Here is a 21,393-nt window from a genome sequence, read left to right as displayed (position 1 = left end):
TCCTCGCGCCACGCTAGGACGGCGACACAGCCCCGCGGCAGGGAAGGAGGTCCCGTCGTCGCCGGCAAAACCGGTTGAGCCGCGCGCCGTGCGGCGGTTGGCTGGGTCCATGAGCGAGAACCCGATCCGCGTCACCCGTGCGACCGACACCGAGCGCTACCTGGCCACCGAGCACACGGTCTGGTTCGACGAGATTCCTACGGCGACCGCGGAGGAGCAGCTGCTGGGGATCCCGGAGGAGCACCGCTTCGTCGCCGACGTCGACGGAGGCGACCCCGGCACGCACGCCGGGATCTACGGCGTCTTCCCGCTGACCCTGTCGATCCCCGGCCCCGCCCCGCAGGTGCGCCAGGTGCCGTGCGCGGGCCTGACCTGGGTGGGGGTCCACCCCGACCAGCGTCGCAAGGGCGTGCTCAGCGCGATGCTGCGGCACCACTTCGAGCAGGTGCACGCCGAGGAGGGCACTTACGTCTCCGCCCTGCACGCCAGCGAGCCGGGAATCTACGGCCGGCACGGCTACGGCCTGGCCTCGCTCGAGCTCGAGGTCACCCTCGGCCGGGGTACGACGCTCACCGCACCCGGCCTCGACGACGCGGCCGAGGCGATCACCACCCAGCTGGTGACCGTGACCGACGCCGGCGTCGCGAAGCGGATGCGCGAGGTCCACCTGGCCACCGCCGGTCTCGGAGCGGTGGTCGGCGAGGCCGGCTACTACGAGCGGATCTGCCGTCCCCTTCCCGAGGAGCTGCGCGGCAAGGAGCCGTGGCGGGTGCTGTTCGCCCGGCGCGACGGCGCCGACGCGGGGTTCGCCATGTTCCGCCGCGCCCACAAGTGGGAGAAGGCCCGCCCGTCCGGCGAGCTGACGGTGTGGGCCGTGGTCGGTGAGCCCGCCACGCAGCTCGCGCTGCTGCGCCGGCTGGTCGACTTCGACCTGATCGGCACCGTCAAGCTCGGCACGGTGGGCGTCGACGACCCGGTGGTGCAGTGGGCCGGCGGACCACGGTCGACGGCCGACGTGGCGACCTACGACAGCCTGTGGGTGCGTCTGGTCGACCTCCCCGAGGCGCTGCAGGAGCGCAGCTGGAGCGCGCCCTGCGACGTGGTCGTCGACGTGACGGACACCTCCGCGCCGTGGAACGCCGGCACCTGGCGGATCCACGCCGACACCGACGGCCGGGCCGAGGTGACGCGCACCTCCGACGACGCCGACATCCGCCTGGCGACACAGTCGCTGGGTGCGGCGTACCTCGGCGGCGGCAACCTCGTCGCCCAGCAGCGCGCCGGGCTCGTCGAGGAGCAGCGTCCCGGAGCGGTCGCCGACCTGTGGCGGGCGATGCGCACCGACGTCGCGCCCACGGCGGCGGTCGGCTTCTGACCCGCCCGAGGACCTGTCCCGACCCTGCCCGGAGGACTAGCGTTTTCGCCATGGCCGAGAACGACATGCCCTGGGAGCCCCCGACCGCGGGGACCGAGGTCGAGCACCTCGTCGGTGCACTCGACCGGCTGCGCACGACCTTCCGCTGGAAGGCCGACGACCTCGACGCCACCGGACTGCAGCTGCGCGTCGGGGCCTCCACGCTGACCCTGGCCGGGCTGCTCAAGCACCTGGCGCTGGTCGAGACCCTCACCTTCACCTACAAGCTCCACGGCACGGCACCGGACTCGCCGTGGCGCGACGTCGACTGGGACGCCACCCCTGGCTGGGACTTCACGTCCGCCGCCGAGGACTCCCCCGAGCAGCTCTACGCGCTGTGGGACGACGCCGTGGACCGGTCCCGCGGCCGACTCGACGCGGCCCTCGCGGACGGCGGGCTCGACCGGCCCAGCAACCTGGCCTGGCCCGACGGCACCCGGTTCAGCCTGCGCCGGCTGGTGTGCGACCTGATCGAGGAGTACGGCCGGCACACCGGCCATGCCGACCTGCTGCGGGAGGCCGTCGACGGCCGGGTCGGTGAGGACCCGCCGGCGGGCTGGCGGCCGCAGGTCGGCCGGGACCCGTGGCGGAGCTGAGCACCGGGTACGGCGGCCAGCCTCCTGCTCCGGGGAGACGGGTCAGCTCTCCTGACCGACCCGCAATGACCGGAGCCGGTGCCCGGCGTACCAGGCGCAGCCGACCGTCACGACCGCGAGCAGCACGACGCCGGTGGTGAAGCCCACCGCCGAGGTCACCCGGAGCGCTTCGGCGTCGGAGCCGACGATCCGTTCGGTCACCGCCAGGCCCCACTGCTGGATGCTGAGCGCACGGGCGCCGGGCACGACCTGGCCGACCAGCGACTCCCACACCAGCGCGTAGATCAGGCCGATCACCACCGCGTTGCGGCTGATCACGGCCAGCAGCACGAACACCGCGGCGTAGGCGACTCCGGCGACGAGCGAGCCGACCGTGTAGCCCACGGTCACACCGCCGACCTCGCCGGTGAGGATCAGCCCTGCCGCGGCGATCGGCACCACCCCGAACGCCGTGATCACGCCGATCGCGACCGCGACCTTGGTCAGGATGATCGAGTGCCGGTTCAGCGGCTTGGACAGCAGGTACACGATCGAGCCGTCGTCGATCTCGGGGCCGATCACCCCGGTGCCGGCGATCAGGCCGAGCAGCGGGAGCAGGGTGGCCAGCCCGAAGGCGCCGACCAGGTCCGCGGCCAGTGCCGGGTCCAGCGCGTTCTCGCCGGCGGAGTCGAGACCCGCGAGCACGACGGCGAGCACGCTCAGCACGATCAGGGCCAGTGGGAGCAGCAGGAGCAGGACGGCGCGCCGGCGACCGAGCACGGTGCGGGCGGTGAGCTGGGCGACGGTGGCGTTCATCGGGCGGCCACCAGGTAGGCGAAGACGCTCTCCAGCGACTCGTCGGCGGGATGGACGTGGAACAGCCGGATGCCGTGCCGGGCCGCCGTGGCCGGCAGCGCGTGCACGAACGCCGCGAAGTCGGTGGCCTGCACCAGCAGCGCACCGGTCTGGTGCTCTCCGACTCCGGCCACGCTCCCGTGCTCGCCGACCAGCTCCACGGCCTCGACGCTGGGTTCGCTGATCAACGCCGCCGCCAGGGTCCGGTTGTCGCTGGAGCGGATCGTGTAGTGGTGCGGGCGCTGGGTCATCAGCCGGCGGATCTCCCGGAAGTCACCCGAGGCGGCGTGGCGGCCGGCCACCATCACCTCGATCCGGGCCGCGATCTGTTCGACCTCCTCGAGGATGTGCGAGCTGAACAGGATCGTCCTGCCCTCCTCGCCGAGGGTGTGCAGCAGCTCCATCAGCTGCAGCCGCTGGCGCGGGTCCATGCCGTTGAAGGGCTCGTCGAGGAGGAGCACGGCGGGGTCGTGCACGAGTGCGGTGGCCATCTTGATGCGCTGCTTCATCCCCTTGGAGTAGGTGCGGATCTCCCGGTCCTGGGCGTCGGCCATCTGCACGGTCTCGATGGCGCGCTGAGCCGGCGCCTCCGGGTCGGCGAGCCGGTGCAGCCGGGCGTTCGCGAGCACGAGCTGGCGGCCGGACACCGCGTCGTACATGCCCTCCCGCTCCGGGACCAGGCCGAGCCGGCGGTAGACCTGCTCGTCGCGCCAGACCGGCTTCCCGTCGAGGGTGACCGACCCGGCCGAGGGGCCGAGGAAGCCGGCCATCATGTTGATCACCGTCGACTTGCCGGCCCCGTTGGGACCGAGCAGGCCGGTGACCCCGGGACCGATCTGCATCGAGACGTCGTTGACCGCGACGACGTTGCCGAACCAGCGCGAGACGCCGGCGAGCTCGAGGACGCTCATGATCCGGACACCTTCCGGTAGCGGGCGGCCAGCGCGGCATAGCAGCCGGCCACCACGAGGACGAGGACCACCGGGAACACCAACCCGCCCAGGCCGTCGGGCGGTCCTGCGGAGCCCACCGAGCTGTCCGCGCCGATCAGCGTGACGGTGGCGTCGACCAGCGTGAACGGCGAGATCAGCCCGGCGTACTGCGCGAGGGCCTCCTGGTCGAACTCCATGCCGAGCCCGGCCACGATCGCGCGCACGCCGGACAGCACGAGCAGGACGGCGACGATCGCGGCCACGCCGAGCCCGCGACGCGGGGTGAACGCCGCGATCGCCAGGCCGATCCCGGCGAGCACCACGGCGTAGAGGACGGCGGCGATGAGGGAGCGCAGGTACGGCGCCAGCTGCTCGCTCAGCGGCAGCTCGGCCAGCAGCGCACCGGCGAACAGCACGGTCAGCGGCAGCGCGACCAGGATGAACAGCGCCGTCGCGAGCCCGGCGTACTTGGCCTGGACGTACTGCGCCCGCGCCAAGGGCCGGGAGAAGTACAACGGCACCACCCCGAACCGCAGGTCGCGCGAGACCACCGCAGGCGACTGCGAGCCGACGAAGATCGCGATCACCACCTGGATGTCGAAGAGGTAGCCGGAGTAGCCCCCCGGGATCTCGTCGGCACCGGTCACCGAGGTGACGATCGCGAGGACGAGGGCGGGGAAGGTCATCACGGCCAGCAGCAGGATCGGCATCACCTTCGACCGGGTGGCCCGGCCGAGCCCGAAGGCGCCCTTGAGCGTGTCGACGTACAGCGACCGCTGGATGTAGCCGGTGCCCAGGCGCGGCCCGTCGTAGTGGCGGTAGCCGATGTCGTGGATCGCACCGCTCGTGCTCGCCGCGGTGAGGCGTTCCTCAGCCATCGTGGCCTCCAGTCGTGTCGGCCGGAGTGCCGGCCGGAGTGCCGGCCGGGGTGCCGGCCGGTGCGCCGGTGAAGATCTCGGTCATCCGGTGCCGTTGTCGTTCCAGGCGGACCAGACCGAGCCCGAGCGCGGCGGCGCCGTCGCGGATGGCGTCGTAGGCGGCGGCGTCCTCGACCCGGACCTGGAGCCGGGCCCCGTCGGCGTGGACCGCGAGGCCCGCGTCGGCGAGCCGGCCGGCGAGCGTGGTCGGGTCGCCGTCCACCTCGACCACCACGACCGCGGTCTCCGCGGTGGCGTCCGCGGTCGTCGAGTGCCTCAGCAGGCGGCCGGCGTCGATCACGACGATCCCGTCGCTGACCCGCTCCAGCTCGCCGAGCAGGTGGGAGGTGACCACGACCGAGATCCCGAACTCCGTCCAGACCCGCCGGATCAGCCCGAGCATGTCGTCACGGCCGGCCGGGTCGAGCCCGTTGGTCGGCTCGTCGAGCAGCACCAGCGCGGGGTCGTGCACCAGCGCCTGGGCGAGCTTGACCCGCTGCCGCATGCCCGTGGAGTAGCCACCGATCGGGCGGTAGCGCTCCTCGTAGAGACCCACGTGACGCAGCGTGTCGGCAGCCCGCTCTCGCGCCGCGGTCGCGGGGAGACCGGACATCCTGGCCAGGTGTACGACGAGCTCGGTGGCCGACACGTCGGGAGGAAGGCACTCGTGCTCGGGCATGTAGCCGAGCCGCTCGCGGATCGCCGGCCCCTCGGCGGCGATGTCGAGGCCGAGGACCTGCGCGCTGCCCTCCGTGGCCGGGAGCAGGCCGAGCAGCATCTTCAGCAGCGTCGACTTCCCGGCTCCGTTGGCCCCGACGAGGCCGACCACGCCCGGGTCGACCTCCAGGTCCAGGCCCTCGACGGCCGTCACGGAGCCGAACCGCTTGGTCAGCCCCTGGGTGGTGATGATGGACAACTCGCTCCCCGCCTTCTCCGCACGAGCTGCCGTGCGGCACGCCCACTCTAGGGACGGACCAGGCCCGACGTCGCCGCTGCCGGGGTGGAACCAGGGATGCCCCCGACCTGGTCCGGGGCGCGTGCCGCCGGTGAGGCTGCCGCCGTCAGGGGAACAGGTTGGGCCCGGTCTTCTGGTCGATGTTCCGCACGTGCCGGGCCATCCGGCGCATGATCCGCTCCAGGTCCTCGAACCACTGGGGCAACGCCTCGAGCACCAGCGTGCTCCGGTTCAGCCGGTCGAGGCTGGTGGGCAACGGCCCTGCGGAGTCGGCGAGCTCGCGCAGCGGCTGGTCGAGGTCGGCCAGACCCTGCAGCTGGCCGTCGAGGCGGCGCAGGGACCGCTTCAGCGACTCCAGCTGGTCGGCCATGCGGGCCATCTCCGGCGCCGCCTCCCCGAGCGGCCGCGACGACTTCTCCAGGGCCTCCAGGTCGGTCAGCAACCGGTCGGTCTGACCCGCGAGCTTCTCGATGCTCGGCGCCACGGACCCGAGGTCGTCGGTGGCGTCGACCACCGGTGGGACCAGGGTCTCGACGTTGCGGTCGATCCGCTCGACCTGGTCCAGGGTCTCCGGCGCCCGGTCCACGATCTGCACCGCCTCGGGCAGGTCGGCGGCCGCCCGGACCAGGGTGGGGATGTGCGGCAGCAGCAGCGCCAGGCCGACCGTCATCAGCAGCAGCAACAGCGCGACGAGCCCGGCGAGAGCGCGCAGCGCCCACAGGGGCAGGGCCTTCTGGAACATCGGAAACCACATCCGTCGGGAGGCGAGCCGACCCGGTCGGCGGGGGGTCGTGCCTGCGCTCCGGGCCTCGGGCATCAGTGTAGGGAGCCGGGCCGGGGGCGGTGTCCGGGGCTCACTCCATGACACGCAGCGCCGAGGGGATGTCCATCCTCCGCGTCCGCCGCAGCGTGAACAGCGGCGCGATCGCAACCGTGAGAATGCCCAGGGCCAGCGCCTGCCAGATCGTGGTGCTGGTCAGCACCGCCTGCATGCCGAGCTCGGGCATCACGTCCGGGATCGTGGTCCGCGTCATCCACGCGAGCACGGCGTAGCCGCCCGCGACGCCCAGCCCGGCGCCGATGGCACCGACGATCACGGTCTCGATCGAGGTCATCGTCAGCACCGTCCGCACCGGCAGCCCGAAGGCCAGCATCGTGGCGTGCTCCCGGGACCGCTCGTCGACCCCGATGCTGGTGGTGTTGAACGCGATCAGCAGGGCGAGCAGCAGGGTCACGACCGCGGCGATCTGGATGATGCTCGTGAACTGCTCCAGGCTCCCCCGGAGGCCCTCGGTCACGGCGGCCGGTGTCTGCGCAGAGGCCGCGTGCGGCACGCTGAGCAGGTCACGGCGGACGTCGTCGGAGGTGGCGCCGTCGGCAGGGACCACGACCAGCAGGTTGGCCGCGCCGGTCAGGCCCAGGGGCGCGGCGGCGTCCGGGGCGAGGTATGCCACCGTCCGGATCGGGTTGGGGTGCAGACCCGTCACGGTCAGCTCCGTCCGCGCCGTGCGCAGCCCGGCGGCCGTGGCCTGCGGGTGCTCGAGGGTCACCGTGTCCCCCACGACGACACCGAGGTCGGCGGCCGCCTTCTCGGCGAGCACGAGCCCGCCGGTCGACGTACCGCTGGTGAGCGTGGGTGCCCAGGCGGCGTCGTCGGGGAAGACCTCCACGACCAGGTCGACGGTGGCCCCGTCGGAGCCGGCGGTGCCGGGCACGAGGAGGCCGGCGTCCAGGCTGCCCACCGACGGCAGCCGCTCGACCGAGGCGACCTCCTCGCCGTCCTGGGGCACGAACGTGTCGAGGGAGACCTCGACCCGGTCGGCCGCGGCGTGCAGCACCTCGGTCTCGGCCCGGTCGAGAGTGCCGTTGAACGTGTCGAGCAGGCCGAGCACCGCGACCAGCGAGGTCAGCGACGCCGCGATGCCGAGCGCGGTGAGGGCGCTGCGGCGCGGCGTGCGCAGCACGTTGCGAAGCGGGATCTGCCGGTAGCCCCGGCCGGGCAGGTGCAGCCGGCGCAGCAGCGGCGCCAGCCCGCCGCCACGAGCGGCCAGGTGGCCGACCCGGATCGCCTCGACCGGCTGCACCCGCAGCGCCCGCCACACCGGCCACGCGATCGCGGCGAAGGGGATCACGAAGCCGAGCACCGCTGCCTGGGCGAACACGGTGAGCTGCAACGGGGTCTGCCAGACCGGCAGCGGCACCATGTCGACGAACACCGACCGCAGCGGGATGCCGACCGCCCAGCCGACCACCATCCCGAGCGCGACCCCGAGCAGCGCGACCTGCGCGCCGAACAGCAGCGGCCGGACCGCCAGCTTCCACGGCGGCACGCCCAGCGCCATCCCGATCCCGATCTCGCGCCGCTGCGCCTCGACGATCCGGGTGGTCAAGTTCAACGCCGCGAACGCCGCGCCGAGCAACACCAGCAGCGCCACGACCCGCCACATCTGGGCGTCGGCGTCGATGTCGTCGTAGAGGATCCGGTACGCGTCGAGGTCGTCGCGCGTGGTGACCGTGCCCGCCGCGCCGGCCGCGGCCAGGGCCTCGGTCAGCTCGGTGCGCAGCGCGTCCAGGTCGGCGCCCTCGCGCAGGGTGAGCACCACGTCGTTGACCCGGCCTCGGGTGCCGGTGACCTGCTGCGCGGTGTGCAGGGTGGTGAACAGCACCCCGTAGCTGTCCGCGGACAGGAACGGCAGGCCGCCCTCCCCCGCGGTGACGATGAAGTACTCCGGGGACTGCCCGAGGCCGACGACCTCGAGCGGCGCACCACCGGAGATCGTCAGCTGCTCGCCCGGCGCCAGGCCGTTGGCCCCGGCGAACTGGGTCTCCAGCACCGCAACCGCGGCAGCGTCGTCGCCGGGCTCGAGCCCGCGGCCGTCGTCCACGGAGATCCCGTCCACCTCGGAGCCCGTCGCCGAGCCGACGATCTCGCCGGGGACCAGCAGGTCGTCGGGGCCGGCGACCTGCGTGGGCAGCACCAGCCGCTCCCGGACCGCCTCGACGTCACCTGCGTGCGCGAGCCCGGCCACGAGGGCCGCCAGGCTCCCCTCCTCGGTCGTGCTGCCCTGGGTCAGCGTGAGCTTCAGGTCGTGGGTGTCCAGCAGCGCGAAGCTCTCGTCGTTGGACTGGGTCCGCCACGCCGAGGAGCCCATCAGCGCGGCGTAGGTCCCGGTGCCCAGCGCGATCACCAGGGCGATCGCGGTGACCAGCAGCCAGCGGTTGCGCAGGTCGCGCCAGGACCAGCGGACCCAGAGTCCTCTGCGTGTCATGACGGCCTACCAGTGCAGCTCGCCGATCGCGGCCCGGCCGCCGGCCGGTGGCCCGTCCGAGACGATCCGGCCGCTGGACAGCTCGATCACCCGGTCCGCGACCCGGGAGATCTCACGGTTGTGGGTGACCACGATGACGGTCTTGCCGGTCTCGGCCTGCTCGCGGAGCAGCTCGAGGATCTGCACGCCGGTGCGGAAGTCGAGCTCGCCGGTCGGCTCGTCGGCGAGCAGGATCGGGTTCCCCGTCGCCAGGGCACGGGCGATGGCCACCCGCTGCTGCTCGCCGCCGGAGAGCTGGTGGGCGAAGTGGTCCGCCCGTTCGCCGAGGCCGACCCGCTCCAGCACCTCCCGGGCCACCTGCTCGGAGTCCTCCCGCCCGGCCACGTCGGCGCCGAACTGGACGTTCTCCAGCGCGGTCAGTCCCGGGAACAGGTTGAAGCTCTGGAAGATGAAGGAGACCGTGTGCCGGCGGACCTTCGTCCGCTGCGCGCGCGAGGCCGCGGTGAGGTCGACGCCGGCCAGCCGCACCGTGCCCGCGGTCGGCGCGTCCAGGGCACCGATCAGGTTGAGCAGCGTCGTCTTGCCGGAGCCCGAGGCGCCGAGCACGACGACGAAAGCGCGCTCGTCGACATGTAGGTTCACGTCGTCGAGCGCCTTGACCACGCTGTCGCCGACCTGGAAGTAGCGGCAGATCTCGTCGAGGTCGATCCGCGTGCCCTCCGAGCCGATGCGTGCATCGACGGCACGGGACTGGACCGTGTCGCTCATCTCGGTCTCCCCCGGCTAGACGCGAGCCGGTGCCCGTCGTACCGGGAGCACCTCGGGGACGGTCTCCCCCCCCCCGCAGGAAGTCGAGCAGGACCCGGTTGACCAGGTCGGGCTTCTCCAGCGGGGCGAGGTGGGAGGTGCCCGGGATCACCGCGAGCTCGGCGCCCGGGATCGCGCGGTACATCGCGACGGTGTGCTCCAGCGAGACCGGGTCGTCGTCGCCGCAGACCAGCAGAGTGGCCGCGCGCACGGCCTCCAGGTCGTCGACCGGGATGTGCGGCTCGGACTGCCACATCGCGGTGACCTTGCCGAACACCACCGGCCAGTGCTCCGGCCCGTCCGGGGAGACCGCGCCGTAGACGGCCCGGAACGACTGGAACTCCTCACTGTCGCCGGGCAGCCGGGCGATCTTGTGGAACTCCGGCACGTAGCCGGCCACGTCGGCGGCGCCGCCGATCAGCACCAGGCTGCGGACCAGGTCCGGGCGGGCCATCGCCATCAGCAGCCCCACGATCGCGCCGTCGCTCCAGCCGACCACCCGCACCGGCTCGCCGACGACCTTGTCGACGAAGGCGACCATGTCGTGCGCCATCACGTCGTAGGACAGCCGGCCGTCGACGTCCGCGGTGTGCCCGTGTCCGCGGCGCTCGGGGGCGTAGACCCGGTAGTGCCCGACCAACGCCTCGAGCTGGGCCACCCACAAGGCGTTGGTGTCCAGGCCTCCGTGCAGGAGCAGGAGCGGTTCGCCCTCACCGCGGTGCTCGTACCACATGTGCACAGGACCGATGTCGACGTAGTCGCCCATCTCCGGCCCCTCCTCTCAGTCCAGGGGCGCCGGACCGGGTCCGGGAGCACCCGGCCACGGCTACTTCCACCGTGGCACCGGGCGAGGGGGGCGCACAGAGCCGGAAGTCCCCGGCTCTCCGGCGGGTCAGCCGTCGACCCAGCCGCTCCCGGCAGGCTCCGGGTGCAGCTCGCCGCCGCTGAGCTCGGCGAGCAGGTGCGGCAGCCGCTCGGCGTCGGGGGCCGGTACGGCGACGTGCAGCACCGCCTGGGCGCCGTACTCCACGCCGAGCACGACGACGCCGTGCGCGCGCAGGCCGTGCTCGAGGCGACCGGCATCCGCGTGCGGGACCGCGACGTCGTAGCGGGCGAGCAGCCGCCGCTCCCGGGTCCCCGCGGCGTCGAGCCCGGCGCGGACGGCGTCGGAGTAGGCGCGGACCAGGCCGCCGGCGCCGAGCAGCACGCCCCCGAAGTAGCGGGTCACCACCGCGACCACGTCGCTGACCTCGCGACCGCGCAGCACCTCCAGCATCGGCGCGCCCGCGGTGCCCGACGGCTCGCCGTCGTCGTTGGAGCGCTGCACCTCCGCGGTCGGGCCCAGCACGAACGCCGAGCAGTGGTGCCGGGCGTCCCAGTAGCTCCGCCGCTCCTCCTCCACGACCGCGCGCGCCGCCTCCTCGGTGGCGACCGGCTCGACCCGGCAGATGAACCGGGAGCGCTTGACCTCGATCTCGGCGACGGCGGGGCCGGCGACGGTGAGGTACGACGCGGGGTCGCTCACCACAGCCGCCCGAGCACGTCCGAGCCGATCTTGACGATGAACGCGCCGACCACGACGACGAACACCACGCGGACGAACCCGCCGCCCTTCGCCACGGCGGTGCGCGCCCCGACGTAGCCGCCGACCAGGTTGCACGCGCCCATCACCAGGCCGACCTTCCAGAGCACCGCGCCCTGCGGGACGAAGACGACGAGGGCGGCGACGTTCGTGGCCCAGTTGGCCATCCGCGCCTTCGCCGAGGCCTCGAGGAAGTTGTAGCCGAGCAGGCCGACCAGCGTGAACACGAGGAACGAGCCGGTGCCCGGGCCGAGCGCGCCGTCGTAGAAGCCGATCACCGCGCCGGCGGCCATCGCGGCGAGCGTGTGCCGGTGCCCGGCGAAGCGCAGCCGGGTGATCTCGCCGATCGCGGGCTTGAACAGCACGTAGCCACCGACCGCGACGAGCACCACGAGCACGATCGGGTCGAAGGCCTCCTTCGGGATGTGCGAGGCGACGACCGCCCCGCCCAGCGAGCCGGTGAACGCCAGCAGCATCAGCGGGATGAACGTCCGCGGATCCGGTCCCACCCGCCGGTAGTAGGTGACCGAGCTGATCGACGTACCCATCACCGAGCCGAGCTTGTTGGTCGCCAGGATCTGCACCGGCGCCGCGCCCGGCAGCCCGATCACCAGGGCCGGCAGCTGGATCAGGCCGCCGCCGCCGACCACCGCGTCGACCCAGCCCGCGAGGAGACCAGCGAGCCCGAGCAGCACGTAGGTCCACAGCGACGGGTCGTCCACGCAGGCACCATAACCACCGCGGACCCGGCGGCAGCGCAGACCCCGCGGTGCGGTCGCGGGCTGCTCGGCTCTGTCAGCCGAGCAGGAGCTGCTCCCTGCGGCTCTGCAGGCGCGCGAGCTCGCTCTCGACGCCGCGGCCCTTCTGCGCGAGTGCGGCGAGCGCCTGGTCGACCTGCTGCAGCGCGGCTCCCACGCGGTTGCGGGCGTCCTCGATCCGGGACCGCACCGCCATGTCGCTGAAGATGTTGTCGAACCACACGTCGAAGGTGCGCATCATCTGGTCCACCTGGACCCCGTTGACCTGCGGCAGGTCCACGTCGGCGAGCTCGCGCGAGAACGCCGCGAGGGCCTGGTCGGCCTGCCTGACCAGGGCGGTGGCCTCGTCCACCTTCTGGTACTTGATCATGTCGGTCATCAGGCCACCGCCACCGAAGGCGTCCCAGGTGGACCACGAGCCGGCGCTGCCGAGCACGTCGAGCGCCCGGGCCAGCCGGCTGCGAGCCGCCGTACCGGCCGCGTGGGCCTCGCGCATCTCCTTGTCGACCGCGAGCAGCTCACCCCGGCGCTGCGCGATGTCGGCGAGCTCGACTGCCTCGGGTCCTCCGTTGCCCTCCAGCCAGGCCTGCTTCGCCGCGAGCGCCTGGTCGTACCTGGCCGTCACGTCACCCAGCTCTGCACGCCGGCTCAGCAGCGAGTCGAGCTCGCGCTGCATCACCTCCAGCCGCGCCTCGGCCTCGGCAACGGCATAGCGCGCGGCCTCCCGCTCGGCGGTCTCCCGCTCGAGGTCGTCGGCGTGCGTGCCCTTCAGGCGGGACCAGATCCGTGCCGCGGACAGGGTCTCCAGCCTCTCGACGTCGGCCGCCTCGGACTCCAGCTTGCGGCGCAGCTCCGCGACCCGCTCGACCAGCCCCTCCAGGTGCGGGCGCGCGCCGTCGATGCGCCGGGTCAGCTGGACGTGCTCCTCGCGAGCCTCCGCGGCGCGCTCGAGCTCGGTCTGGATCTGCTGCGGATCGGTCACCGGACCACCCTATTGCGGCCCGATGCCGAGCCGGGGCCGCAGGCGCGCCAGATCAGTGGAGCGTGCCAGACTCGGCCGATGCGCATCGTCTCGCTCCTGCCCTCCACGACCGAGATCCTGTTCGACCTCGGCGCCGGCGACGACGTCGTCGGCGTCACCTTCGAGTGCGACCACCCCGTCGAGGCGCGCACCCGCACGATCGTCTCGACGAGCGCGATGCCGGAGGGTCTGAGCCCGAAGGAGATCGACGCGTTCGTCACCGAGGCCATGCACCGCGGCGAGGACCTCTACCACCTCGACGAGGGTGCGCTCGCCGGACTCGACGCCGACCTCGTGGTCACCCAGGACCTGTGCGCGGTCTGCGCCGTGGACGTCTCCGTGGTCGACGATGCGCTTGCCCACCTCGGTTGCACCGCCGAGGTGCTCACCATCGACCCGCACACGCTGGACGAGGTTCTGGCCTCGATCTCCACACTGGGCAAGGCCACCGCGCGCGAGGCGGAGGCCGACGCGCTGGTCACCTCGCTGCGCGGCCGGCTCGACGAGGTCGTACGGCGGTCCGCAGGCGCGCCGCGCTCGCGAGCCCTCGTGCTGGAGTGGACCGAGCCGCCGTTCGCCCCGGGCCACTGGGTGCCCGAGATGGTGACCCTCGCCGGCGGAGACTGCGTCCTCGGCACGGCCGGCGAGAAGTCCCACCGGGTCGACTGGGCCGATGTCGTCGCGGCCGCCCCCGAGGTGGTCGTCTGCGCGCCCTGTGGTTACGGGCTCGAGCAGTCCGCCGACCTGGCCTCGGAGGTCGTCGCGTCGGGGGTGCTGCCCGACGACGTGCCGGTGTGGGCCGTCGACGCGAACGCGTCCTTCGCCCGGCCCGGGCCGCGCCTGGTCGACGGCGTCGAGGCACTCGCCGCGATCCTGCACCCCGACCTCTTCGGCGACCCGCCCGCGACGATGGCCCGCCGCATCCGCTGAACGCCGAAGGGGCGGCCGCGCGAAACGCACGACCGCCCCTCGACAGAACTGCTCAGAGATAGCCGCCGAACATGGGGTTGATCAGGAGCTGCAGCCGATCGTCGAAGGCATCGGAGATCCGGACCGGGCTCAACGACCCCTCGACCTTGAAGGACGGCTTCTCAGGCTCGTCGGACTCGATCCGGAGTACATCGCCCAGCCCGGCAGCGAGCAGGGTGAACGTGGTGGGACCGTCAACTGACACGGTCCGTGTGTCGGCGCCGCTGGGGAACGCCAGGAACTCACCCGGGAACACCCAGTCGGGGCTGAAGAAGCTGACCAGCCCGTCGTCCGTCGTGTCCTCGCTGTGGTCACCGTCGTCCATCATCACCGCGAACATGTACAGCGCACGACCGTCCCCCTCGGTCACGTTCGCCTGCGCGTTAAGCAGGTAGGTGCCGCGCGGCACGGTGACCTGGGTGACCGTGAGCTCGGCCATCTCGTCGTCAACGTCGCCCAGGGCACCCAGCAGCTTCTGCGATTGGGCCGACAGCTCACGGCTCGGGAACACCTCACCCATGTACGGGATCTTCCGCGTGCCGGCACCGACCTTGTCCTTGTCCAGCACGCCGAAGCGCTCGGGGTAGGTGGACCCGCTGTGACCCGCAGGCCCCTGCGGCCCGGCGGGACCCGGGTCGCCCTTCTCCCCCTTGTCGCCCTTCTCGCCCTGAGGGCCGGCGACGCCGGCCTTGGCGAGCAGGCCGCGGAGCGCCGGTGAGAGCTCCGCCTCGCCGACGGAGCCGTCCCTGATCTTGGCGGCGGTGACCGCACCGTTCTTGATGTCGCGCGGCTTGATCGTCTCGTCCTTGATGTCGACCGACCGGACACTGCCGTCGCGGATGTCGGGCGAGCCGATCAGCCCGTCCGCGACGGCGCCGGCGGCGCCGAGGCCCACGATGACCGCGGCGCCCACGCCGACCGCCACCGGCCTGCTGTTGATGAATGACATGCCAAACCCCCACTCGTTCTTCGGAAGTGGCCTGAGCCACAGTGGGACCCTAGGAGGGCAGCGCGTCAGGAAAATCGTCAGAACTGATGAAGTTCCGGCCATGCCGGACTTCGCCGATGCTGCTAGGAGGCGGTCCGGCGGGCGCCGGGTGGGCCGGAAAGCGTCAGCGGCGGGCGATGTAGGAGAGCAGGTCCTGCCGGGTCACGACGCCGACGGGCTTGCCGTCCTCCTGCACCAGGAGCGCGTCGGCGTTCTCGAGCGCGGCGACGGCGTCGGACACCGGCTCGTTGGAGCCGATCGAGGGCAGCGGCTCGCTCATGTGCTGCTCGACGGGGTCGGACAGCTTCGCCGTCCCGGCGTACAACGCGTCCAGCAGCGCGCGCTCCGACACCGAGCCGGCCACCTCGGCGGCCATGATCGGCGGCTCTGCGCGCACGACCGGCATCTGGGAGACGCCGTACTCCTGCAGGATGTGCACGGCCTCCGCGATCGTCTCGTTGGGGTGCGTGTGCACGAGGGCCGGCAGCTCGCCGCTCTTGCCGCGCAGCACCTGTCCCACGGTCTGGTCGTCGGCGGCGGGCAGGAAGCCGTACTGGCCGAGCCACTCGTCGTTGAACACCTTGGTCAGGTAGCCGCGCCCGGAGTCCGGCAGCAGTACGACGATCACCGCGTCCTCGCCACCGGGCTCACGGCTGAGCTCGTGCGCGAGCTGGATCGCCGCGAAGGCCGCCATGCCCGAGGAGCCGCCGACGAGCAACGAGTCCTCGCGCGCCAGCCGGCGGGTCATCGCGAACGAGTCTGCGTCGGAGACCTCGATCACCCGGTCGGCGACCGTGGCGTCGTACGTCGAGGGCCAGAAGTCCTCCCCGACGCCCTCGACGAGGTAGGGCCGGCCGGTGCCGCCGGAGTACACCGAGCCGGCGGGGTCGGCGCCGACGACCTGCACCTTGCCGCCGCTCTTCTCCTTGAGGTAGCGGCCCACCCCGCTGATCGTGCCGCCGGTGCCCATGCCGCACACGAAGTGCGTGATCTTGCCGTCGGTCTGCTCCCAGATCTCCGGCCCGGTCGTCTCGTAGTGGGAGCGGGGGTTGTTCGGGTTGGAGTACTGGTCGGGCTTCCAGGCGTCCTTGATCTCACGGACCAGCCGGTCGGAGACGTTGTAGTAGGAGTCCGGGTGCTCGGGCGCGACCGCGGTCGGGCAGACGACCACCTCGGCGCCGTACGCCTTGAGCACGTTGCGCTTGTCCTCACTGACCTTGTCGGGGCACACGAACACGCACTTGTAGCCCTTGGCCTGCGCCACCATCGCCAGACCGACGCCGGTGTTGCCCGAGGTCGGCTCGACGATCGTGCCGCCCGGCTTGAGCGAGCCGTCGGCCTCGGCGGCCTCGACCATGCGCAGCGCGATCCGGTCCTTCACCGAGCCGCCCGGGTTGAGGTACTCCACCTTGGCAAGCACCATCGGCCCCTTGCCGGCCAGGTCGTCCATCACCCGGTTGAGTCGGAGGAGGGGGGTGTCGCCCACCAGGTCCAGAAGCGAGTTCACGTAACGCACCGGGCCAGTCTAGGGGTGATCAGTAGCATGGGCTTCGTGGGTAAAGCCGCCGCCGCTCGCAAGCTCGCTGCCGCCGCCGCGTACGGCGGGGGCGGCGTCTCCGTGCTCGGCGCATCGCTGCTCGGTGTGCTCACCGCCGAGGCGAAGCTGGCCCGTCGCACGATCGGCAACGTCGTCGAGGACCCCACGCCCGACGCCACCGGCTGGTACGGCAAGGGCCGGCCCGGCCCGGCGTTGAAGATGGCGCTGCTCGGTGACTCCAGCGCGGTGGGGTACGGCGTCGAGAAGGTCGAGGACACCCCAGGGGCGCATCTCGCCTCGGGTCTCGCCGAAGGCGCGGACCGTCGCGTGTACCTGCGCTCGCTGGCGTTCGTCGGCGCGCAGTCCCGGGACCTCGCCGGCCAGATCGACGTCGCGCTGACCATGGAGCCGCACGTCGCGGTGATCCTGATCGGGGCCAACGACGTGACCCACCGGGTGCTGCCGTCGGAGTCGGTGCGCCTGCTGGAGCAGGGCGTCCGCCGGCTGCGCGACGCCGGAGTCGAGGTCGTCGTCGGCACCTGCCCCGACCTGGGCACCGTGGAGCCGATCGCGCCGCCGCTGCGCCAGGTCGCGCGTGCCTGGAGCCGCCGGCTCGCCGCCGGGCAGACGATCGCGGTGGTGGAGGCGGGCGGCCGGACGGTCTCGCTCGGCTCGATCCTGGGCCCGGAGTTCAGCGCCTCCCCGAAGCTGCTGTTCGGCCCCGACCAGTTCCACCCGTCCGCGGCCGGCTACTCCAGCATGGCCTCGGTGCTCCTGCCGTCGGTGCTCGCCGCGGTCGGTGTGATCCCGCCGGAGGACCTGTGGCCCGAGGCGTTCCGCGGGGAGGGCGTCATGCCGATCTCCTACGCCGCGGTGGAGGCAGCCAGGACACCGGGCACCGAGATCGACGGCACCGAGGTCGGCGGCTCCAAGCGTGGCGCCCGCGGCCGCTGGGTGCTGCTCCGCCATCGCCGGCGCCGCCCCCAGGGCGAGCCGGAGACTCCTGTCGGCGACGGCGAGCCGGCGGTCGAGGGCGAGTCGTCGACCGGCGGCTGAGCCGCCCCCGAGAGCCCAGGCACGACGAAGGGCCCCGGAACAGGTCCGGGGCCCTCGGTCAGCGAGCTGCTCGTCGTACGGCGGAGGTCACTCCTGGCCGCGGAGGATCGCCAGGATCCGCAGCATCTCGATGTAGATCCAGATGATGGTCACGGTCAGGCCGAAGGCCGCACGCCACGACTCCTGCTCCGGAAGGCCTGCGGCGACGCCGCGCTCCACGAAGTCGAAGTCGAGGATCAGCATGAGCACACCGAGCGCCAGACCGATCACGCTCATGACCAGGCCGAGCGTGCTGAAGTTGTTGAAGCCGACTGCCACGCCGAAGAATCCGAGCACGAAGTCGAGCAGCACGAGGCCGACGAAGCCGAACATCGCGGCGACCACGAACTTGCGGAACTTCGGCGTCACCTGGATGTTGAAGAACTTGTAGGCCGCGAGCGTGCCGATGACCGCGGCCATCGTGCCGACGACCGCGTTGAGCACGATGCCGTCGCCGAACATCGCCTCGAAGGTCTTGCTCATCGCACCGACGAAGAGACCCTCGGCGACGGCGTAGGCGAGGACCAGCGCGGGGCTGATCGTCTTCTTGAACGAGATCACCAGCGCGAGGCCGAGACCGGCGAACGCGCCGCCCATCCACGCCAGGCCGAGCATCGACTCGGGCAGCATCACCCAGGTGAGCGCCGCGGTCACGATGACCAGGCCCAGGGTGATCGCGGACTTCTGGACCACCGAGTCGATGGTCATCGGCGCCGACGGCGGGGCCGGGGCGTAGTACTCAGGTGCCTGCGGCGCGCCGGTGCCCCACGCGGAGGGCTGGTTGTAGTCGGGGTAGGTGACCCCGCTCTGGCTGGTGCGGCGGCCGTTGAAACCCTCGGACCGCGCGAATACCGGGTTGCTGCTCTGCATGTGTTGGTCTCCTCCTTGGAGGCCTTGTCGCGACGCCCGGCTCTGGGCGCCGTCGTGAACCGAGTTCCCATCCTAGGGACGGATATCCGTTCAACGACGCGGACGTGCCCGGTGTTCCCGCCCGCCGCCGGCGAGACAGCCCTTGATCATCGGCGTACGACGCGGTGGACTCGTCGCCATGACCGACCAGAGCCGCACCGCACCCGACACCTCCACCCTGGGCACTCGGACCCTCGGCACCGACACCCCACTCACCGTGTCCACGATGGGCCTGGGCTGCATGGGCATGTCGGAGTTCTACGGCACCGCCGACGAGGCGGAGGCCACGGCCACCATCCGGCGCGCCCTGGACCTCGGCGTGACCTTCCTCGACACCGCCGACATGTATGGCCCGTTCACCAACGAGCGGCTCGTCGGCCGCGCGATCGCCGGTCGCCGTGACGAGGTGCAGCTGGCGACCAAGTTCGGCAACGAGCGCCTGCCCGACGGCACCCGGCTCGGGATCAACGGCAAGCCGGAGTACGTCCACCGCGCCTGCGACGCCAGCCTCGAGCGGCTCGGCGTGGACCACATCGACCTCTACTACCAGCACCGCGTCGACAAGACCATCCCGATCGAGGAGACCGTCGGTGCGATGGCCGAGCTGGTGCAGGCCGGCAAGGTGCGCCACCTCGGGCTGTCGGAGGCGTCGGCGGCGACGATCCGCCGGGCCCACGCCGTGCACCCGGTCACCGCGCTGCAGACGGAGTACTCCCTGTTCACCAGGCACGTCGAGGACGAGATCCTGCCCACCCTGCGCGAGCTGGGAATCGGCCTGGTCCCCTACTCGCCGCTGGGTCGCGGCATGCTCACCGGCGCGATCAGCTCCCTCGACGTCCTCTCCGCCGACGACTTCCGGCGGCACCACCCGCGCTACCAGGGCGAGGCGTTGGAGAACAACCTGGCGCTGGTCGGGCGGATCCGCGAGATCGCCGCCGAGAAGGGGGTGACCCCGGGCCAGCTCGCGCTGGCGTGGGTGCTCGCCCAGGGGGCCGACGTGGTCCCGATCCCGGGCACGAAGCGGGTGAGCTACCTCGAGGAGAACGTCGCCGCCGCCGCGGTCGGGCTGAGCGTGGCCGACCTCGCCCGCCTGGACGAGGCGGTGCCGCGTGACGCCGTGGCCGGTCAGCGCTACCCCGACATGTCCTCGATCGACGAGTGACGCCGGAATAGTTACGGGTTCAACCAAGTTGGCCCTGACATGAGCTCTGCGCTGAAGGTCGACATCTGGTCCGACATCGCCTGCCCGTGGTGCTACGTGGGCAAGCGGCGCTTCGAGGAGGGCGTGCGCCGGTTCGCCGAGAGCCACCCCGACCGGACGGTCGAGGTGGAGTACCACTCCTTCGAGCTGGCCCCCGACACCCCGGTGGACTTCGAGGGCACCGAGGTCGACTTCCTGGCCGACCACAAGGGTCTCCCCGTGGAGCAGGTCCGGGCGATGCTGGAGCAGATGACCGAGGTCGCCGCCTCCGTCGGGCTCGACTTCGACTACGCGGCGCTGCGGCACACCAACACGCTCAAGGCGCACCAGCTGCTCCACCTCGCACGCGCCCGGGGCGTGCAGCACGAGATGAAGGAGCGGCTGCTGCGCGCGTACTTCACCGAGGGCCGCCACGTCGGCCACCACGAGCAGCTCGCGGACCTGGCGAGCGAGGTGGGTCTGGACCGCGGCGAGGTGCTCGAGGCGCTCGCGCAGGAGACCTACCTCGACGAGGTGCGCGCCGACATCGCGCAGGCCCGCGCCTACGGGATCAATGGAGTGCCGTTCTTCGTCATCGACCAGCGGTTCGGTGTCTCCGGCGCTCAGGACCCGGCCGTCTTCGCCGACGCGCTGGGACAGGCGGCCGCGGCCCAGGAGGTGCAGGCATGAGCGAGACGCCGAGATTCCAGATGGTCTCCGGCGACCAGGGGGCCCCGGTGTGCGAGGACGGCGTGTGCGCCGTACCCGGGACCGAGGCTCAGCCCTTGACCGAGCCGGCCAGCATCCCGCCGACGATGTAGCGCTGCAGGAACTGGAACAGGATGATCAGCGGCAGCGAGCCGAGGATCGCGCCGGCGGCGAAGACCCCCCAGTTCTGGCTGAACTGCTCGGAGATGAAGCCGAACAGGCCCACGGCCATCGTCTGCTTGTCGACGTCGTCGCCGAGCAGGATCCGGGCCAGCACCAGCTCACCGACGGTGGTGACGTAGGAGAGCAGGCCGACCACCACGAGGATCGGTACGACGAGCGGCAGCATGATCCGGAAGAAGATGTCGGCATGCGAGGCCCCGTCGATCCTCGCTGACTCGTCGAGGTCGCGCGGCACGGAGTCGAAGAACCCCTTCAGCAGCCACGTGTTCACACCCAGCGCACCGCCGAGGTAGACGAACATCAGCCCCAGCCGCGAGCCGAGACCCAGCGCCGGGAACACCTCGCCGATCGCGGCGAGCAGCAGGAAGATCGCGATGTAGGCGAGCAGCTGGGGGAACATTTGCACCAGCAGCAGGCCGACCAGCCCTGCCTCACGGCCCTTGAACCGGTAGCGGGAGAACGAGAAGGCCGCCATGGCACCGAGGAACACGGTGAGCACGGCCGTGGTGATCGCCAGCACCTGCGTGTTGATGAACCAGGCCAGGAACGGGTTCTGCGGGTCGGTGAACAGGTCGCGGTAGTTCTGCAGAGACACGTTGCCGAACAGCTGGTTGGTGTCGGAGATCGACCCGGTCGGGTTCAGCGACGCCGACAGGATGAACACGATCGGGAAGAGTGCGACCACGAGCAGCAGGGCGCCGTACAGGTGACGCCAGCCGGTCTCCTTGAACCACCGCAT

The 21,393-nt window shown here is 71.9% G+C and carries 20 protein-coding genes and 1 pseudogene; 6 read left to right on the top strand and 15 right to left on the bottom strand.

What is annotated here, in order from left to right; genetic code table 11:
• Nucleotides 1–109 precede the first annotated feature (109 nt).
• Together ACYVIH_RS12875 and ACYVIH_RS12870 are read left to right on the top strand one after the other, a co-directional pair.
• Complete coding sequence (locus ACYVIH_RS12875; RefSeq protein ID WP_460869850.1) at nt 110–1,375, top strand: GNAT family N-acetyltransferase; 1,266 nt, start codon at nt 110–112, stop codon at nt 1,373–1,375.
• 50 nt (nt 1,376–1,425) lie between these two features.
• Nucleotides 1,426–2,010, top strand: a complete 585-nt coding sequence (locus tag ACYVIH_RS12870) for a mycothiol transferase (RefSeq protein WP_460869849.1) — start codon at nt 1,426–1,428, stop codon at nt 2,008–2,010.
• A gap of 42 nt (nt 2,011–2,052) precedes the next feature.
• On the opposite strand, the gene ACYVIH_RS12865 is transcribed toward ACYVIH_RS12870, so the two are convergent.
• From ACYVIH_RS12865 to ACYVIH_RS12815, 11 genes and pseudogenes are all read right to left on the bottom strand, one after another.
• On the bottom strand, nt 2,053–2,805 hold the full coding sequence (locus ACYVIH_RS12865) for an ABC transporter permease subunit (protein WP_460869848.1): 753 nt from the start codon (nt 2,803–2,805) through the stop codon (nt 2,053–2,055).
• On the bottom strand, nt 2,802–3,755 hold the full coding sequence (locus ACYVIH_RS12860; protein WP_460869847.1) for an ABC transporter ATP-binding protein: 954 nt from the start codon (nt 3,753–3,755) through the stop codon (nt 2,802–2,804). Before ACYVIH_RS12860 ends, ACYVIH_RS12865 begins: the two co-directional genes overlap by 4 nt.
• Nucleotides 3,752–4,654, bottom strand: a complete 903-nt coding sequence (locus ACYVIH_RS12855) for an ABC transporter permease (RefSeq protein WP_460869846.1) — start codon at nt 4,652–4,654, stop codon at nt 3,752–3,754. The genes ACYVIH_RS12860 and ACYVIH_RS12855 overlap by 4 nt, the downstream gene beginning before the upstream one ends.
• Nucleotides 4,647–5,609 carry an ABC transporter ATP-binding protein gene (locus ACYVIH_RS12850; protein WP_460869845.1) on the bottom strand — a complete coding sequence of 321 codons (963 nt, stop codon included), beginning with the start codon at nt 5,607–5,609 and terminating at the stop codon, nt 4,647–4,649. Before ACYVIH_RS12850 ends, ACYVIH_RS12855 begins: the two co-directional genes overlap by 8 nt.
• Nucleotides 5,610–5,754: 145 nt before the next feature.
• A complete protein-coding gene (locus tag ACYVIH_RS12845; protein ID WP_460869844.1) occupies nt 5,755–6,390 on the bottom strand; it encodes a hypothetical protein in 636 nt (211 codons plus the stop codon).
• Nucleotides 6,391–6,502: 112 nt separating this feature from the next.
• The gene (locus ACYVIH_RS12840) at nt 6,503–8,917 is read right to left on the bottom strand and encodes an ABC transporter permease (protein WP_460869843.1); all 2,415 of its coding nucleotides are present in this window, start codon (nt 8,915–8,917) and stop codon (nt 6,503–6,505) included.
• Between the two features lie 6 nt (nt 8,918–8,923).
• Nucleotides 8,924–9,685, bottom strand: coding sequence for an ABC transporter ATP-binding protein (locus ACYVIH_RS12835; protein ID WP_460869842.1), 762 nt, complete (start codon nt 9,683–9,685; stop codon nt 8,924–8,926).
• 154 nt (nt 9,686–9,839) lie between these two features.
• Nucleotides 9,840–10,457: pseudogene (locus ACYVIH_RS12830) on the bottom strand (alpha/beta fold hydrolase); the annotation flags it as partial.
• A gap of 159 nt (nt 10,458–10,616) precedes the next feature.
• Nucleotides 10,617–11,249 (bottom strand): YigZ family protein, encoded by a 633-nt coding sequence (locus tag ACYVIH_RS12825; RefSeq protein ID WP_460869841.1) that lies wholly within the window; start codon nt 11,247–11,249, stop codon nt 10,617–10,619.
• Nucleotides 11,246–12,028, bottom strand: a complete 783-nt coding sequence (locus ACYVIH_RS12820) for a TSUP family transporter (RefSeq protein ID WP_460869840.1) — start codon at nt 12,026–12,028, stop codon at nt 11,246–11,248. The genes ACYVIH_RS12825 and ACYVIH_RS12820 overlap by 4 nt, the downstream gene beginning before the upstream one ends.
• 73 nt (nt 12,029–12,101) lie before the next feature.
• The gene (locus tag ACYVIH_RS12815; protein ID WP_460869839.1) at nt 12,102–13,046 is read right to left on the bottom strand and encodes a hypothetical protein; all 945 of its coding nucleotides are present in this window, start codon (nt 13,044–13,046) and stop codon (nt 12,102–12,104) included.
• 78 nt (nt 13,047–13,124) lie between these two features.
• Between ACYVIH_RS12815 and ACYVIH_RS12810 the strand changes: the two genes are divergently transcribed.
• Nucleotides 13,125–14,015 carry an ABC transporter substrate-binding protein gene (locus ACYVIH_RS12810; RefSeq protein ID WP_460869838.1) on the top strand — a complete coding sequence of 297 codons (891 nt, stop codon included), beginning with the start codon at nt 13,125–13,127 and terminating at the stop codon, nt 14,013–14,015.
• A 52-nt stretch (nt 14,016–14,067) separates the two neighbouring features.
• Here ACYVIH_RS12810 and ACYVIH_RS12805 read toward each other — a convergent pair whose 3' ends face one another.
• Together ACYVIH_RS12805 and ACYVIH_RS12800 are read right to left on the bottom strand one after the other, a co-directional pair.
• A complete protein-coding gene (locus tag ACYVIH_RS12805) occupies nt 14,068–15,003 on the bottom strand; it encodes a collagen-like triple helix repeat-containing protein (RefSeq protein ID WP_460869837.1) in 936 nt (311 codons plus the stop codon).
• A gap of 163 nt (nt 15,004–15,166) precedes the next feature.
• Nucleotides 15,167–16,558 carry a cystathionine beta-synthase gene (locus ACYVIH_RS12800; RefSeq protein ID WP_460869836.1) on the bottom strand — a complete coding sequence of 464 codons (1,392 nt, stop codon included), beginning with the start codon at nt 16,556–16,558 and terminating at the stop codon, nt 15,167–15,169.
• A gap of 36 nt (nt 16,559–16,594) precedes the next feature.
• Between ACYVIH_RS12800 and ACYVIH_RS12795 the strand changes: the two genes are divergently transcribed.
• On the top strand, nt 16,595–17,635 hold the full coding sequence (locus ACYVIH_RS12795; RefSeq protein WP_460869835.1) for an SGNH/GDSL hydrolase family protein: 1,041 nt from the start codon (nt 16,595–16,597) through the stop codon (nt 17,633–17,635).
• Nucleotides 17,636–17,722: 87 nt separating this feature from the next.
• Here the strand turns inward: ACYVIH_RS12795 and ACYVIH_RS12790 are convergent, their stop codons facing one another.
• Entirely contained in the window at nt 17,723–18,544 is an 822-nt protein-coding gene (locus ACYVIH_RS12790; RefSeq protein WP_460869834.1) for a Bax inhibitor-1/YccA family protein, read from the bottom strand.
• A 178-nt stretch (nt 18,545–18,722) separates the two neighbouring features.
• Here ACYVIH_RS12790 and ACYVIH_RS12785 point away from each other — a divergent pair, with 178 nt between their 5' ends.
• Together ACYVIH_RS12785 and ACYVIH_RS12780 are read left to right on the top strand one after the other, a co-directional pair.
• Nucleotides 18,723–19,745: an aldo/keto reductase gene (locus ACYVIH_RS12785; protein WP_460869833.1), complete on the top strand. Its 1,023-nt coding sequence runs from the start codon at nt 18,723–18,725 to the stop codon at nt 19,743–19,745.
• A gap of 39 nt (nt 19,746–19,784) precedes the next feature.
• Nucleotides 19,785–20,453, top strand: a complete 669-nt coding sequence (locus ACYVIH_RS12780) for a DsbA family oxidoreductase (RefSeq protein WP_460869832.1) — start codon at nt 19,785–19,787, stop codon at nt 20,451–20,453.
• An 88-nt stretch (nt 20,454–20,541) separates the two neighbouring features.
• Here the strand turns inward: ACYVIH_RS12780 and ACYVIH_RS12775 are convergent, their stop codons facing one another.
• Nucleotides 20,542–21,393 carry a sugar ABC transporter permease gene (locus tag ACYVIH_RS12775; RefSeq protein WP_460869831.1) on the bottom strand — a complete coding sequence of 284 codons (852 nt, stop codon included), beginning with the start codon at nt 21,391–21,393 and terminating at the stop codon, nt 20,542–20,544.

It is taken from the genome of Nocardioides pakistanensis (assembly GCF_054781215.1).
The sequence above is the reverse complement of the archived record's forward strand: the minus strand, read 5'-3'. Positions and strand labels throughout refer to the sequence as shown.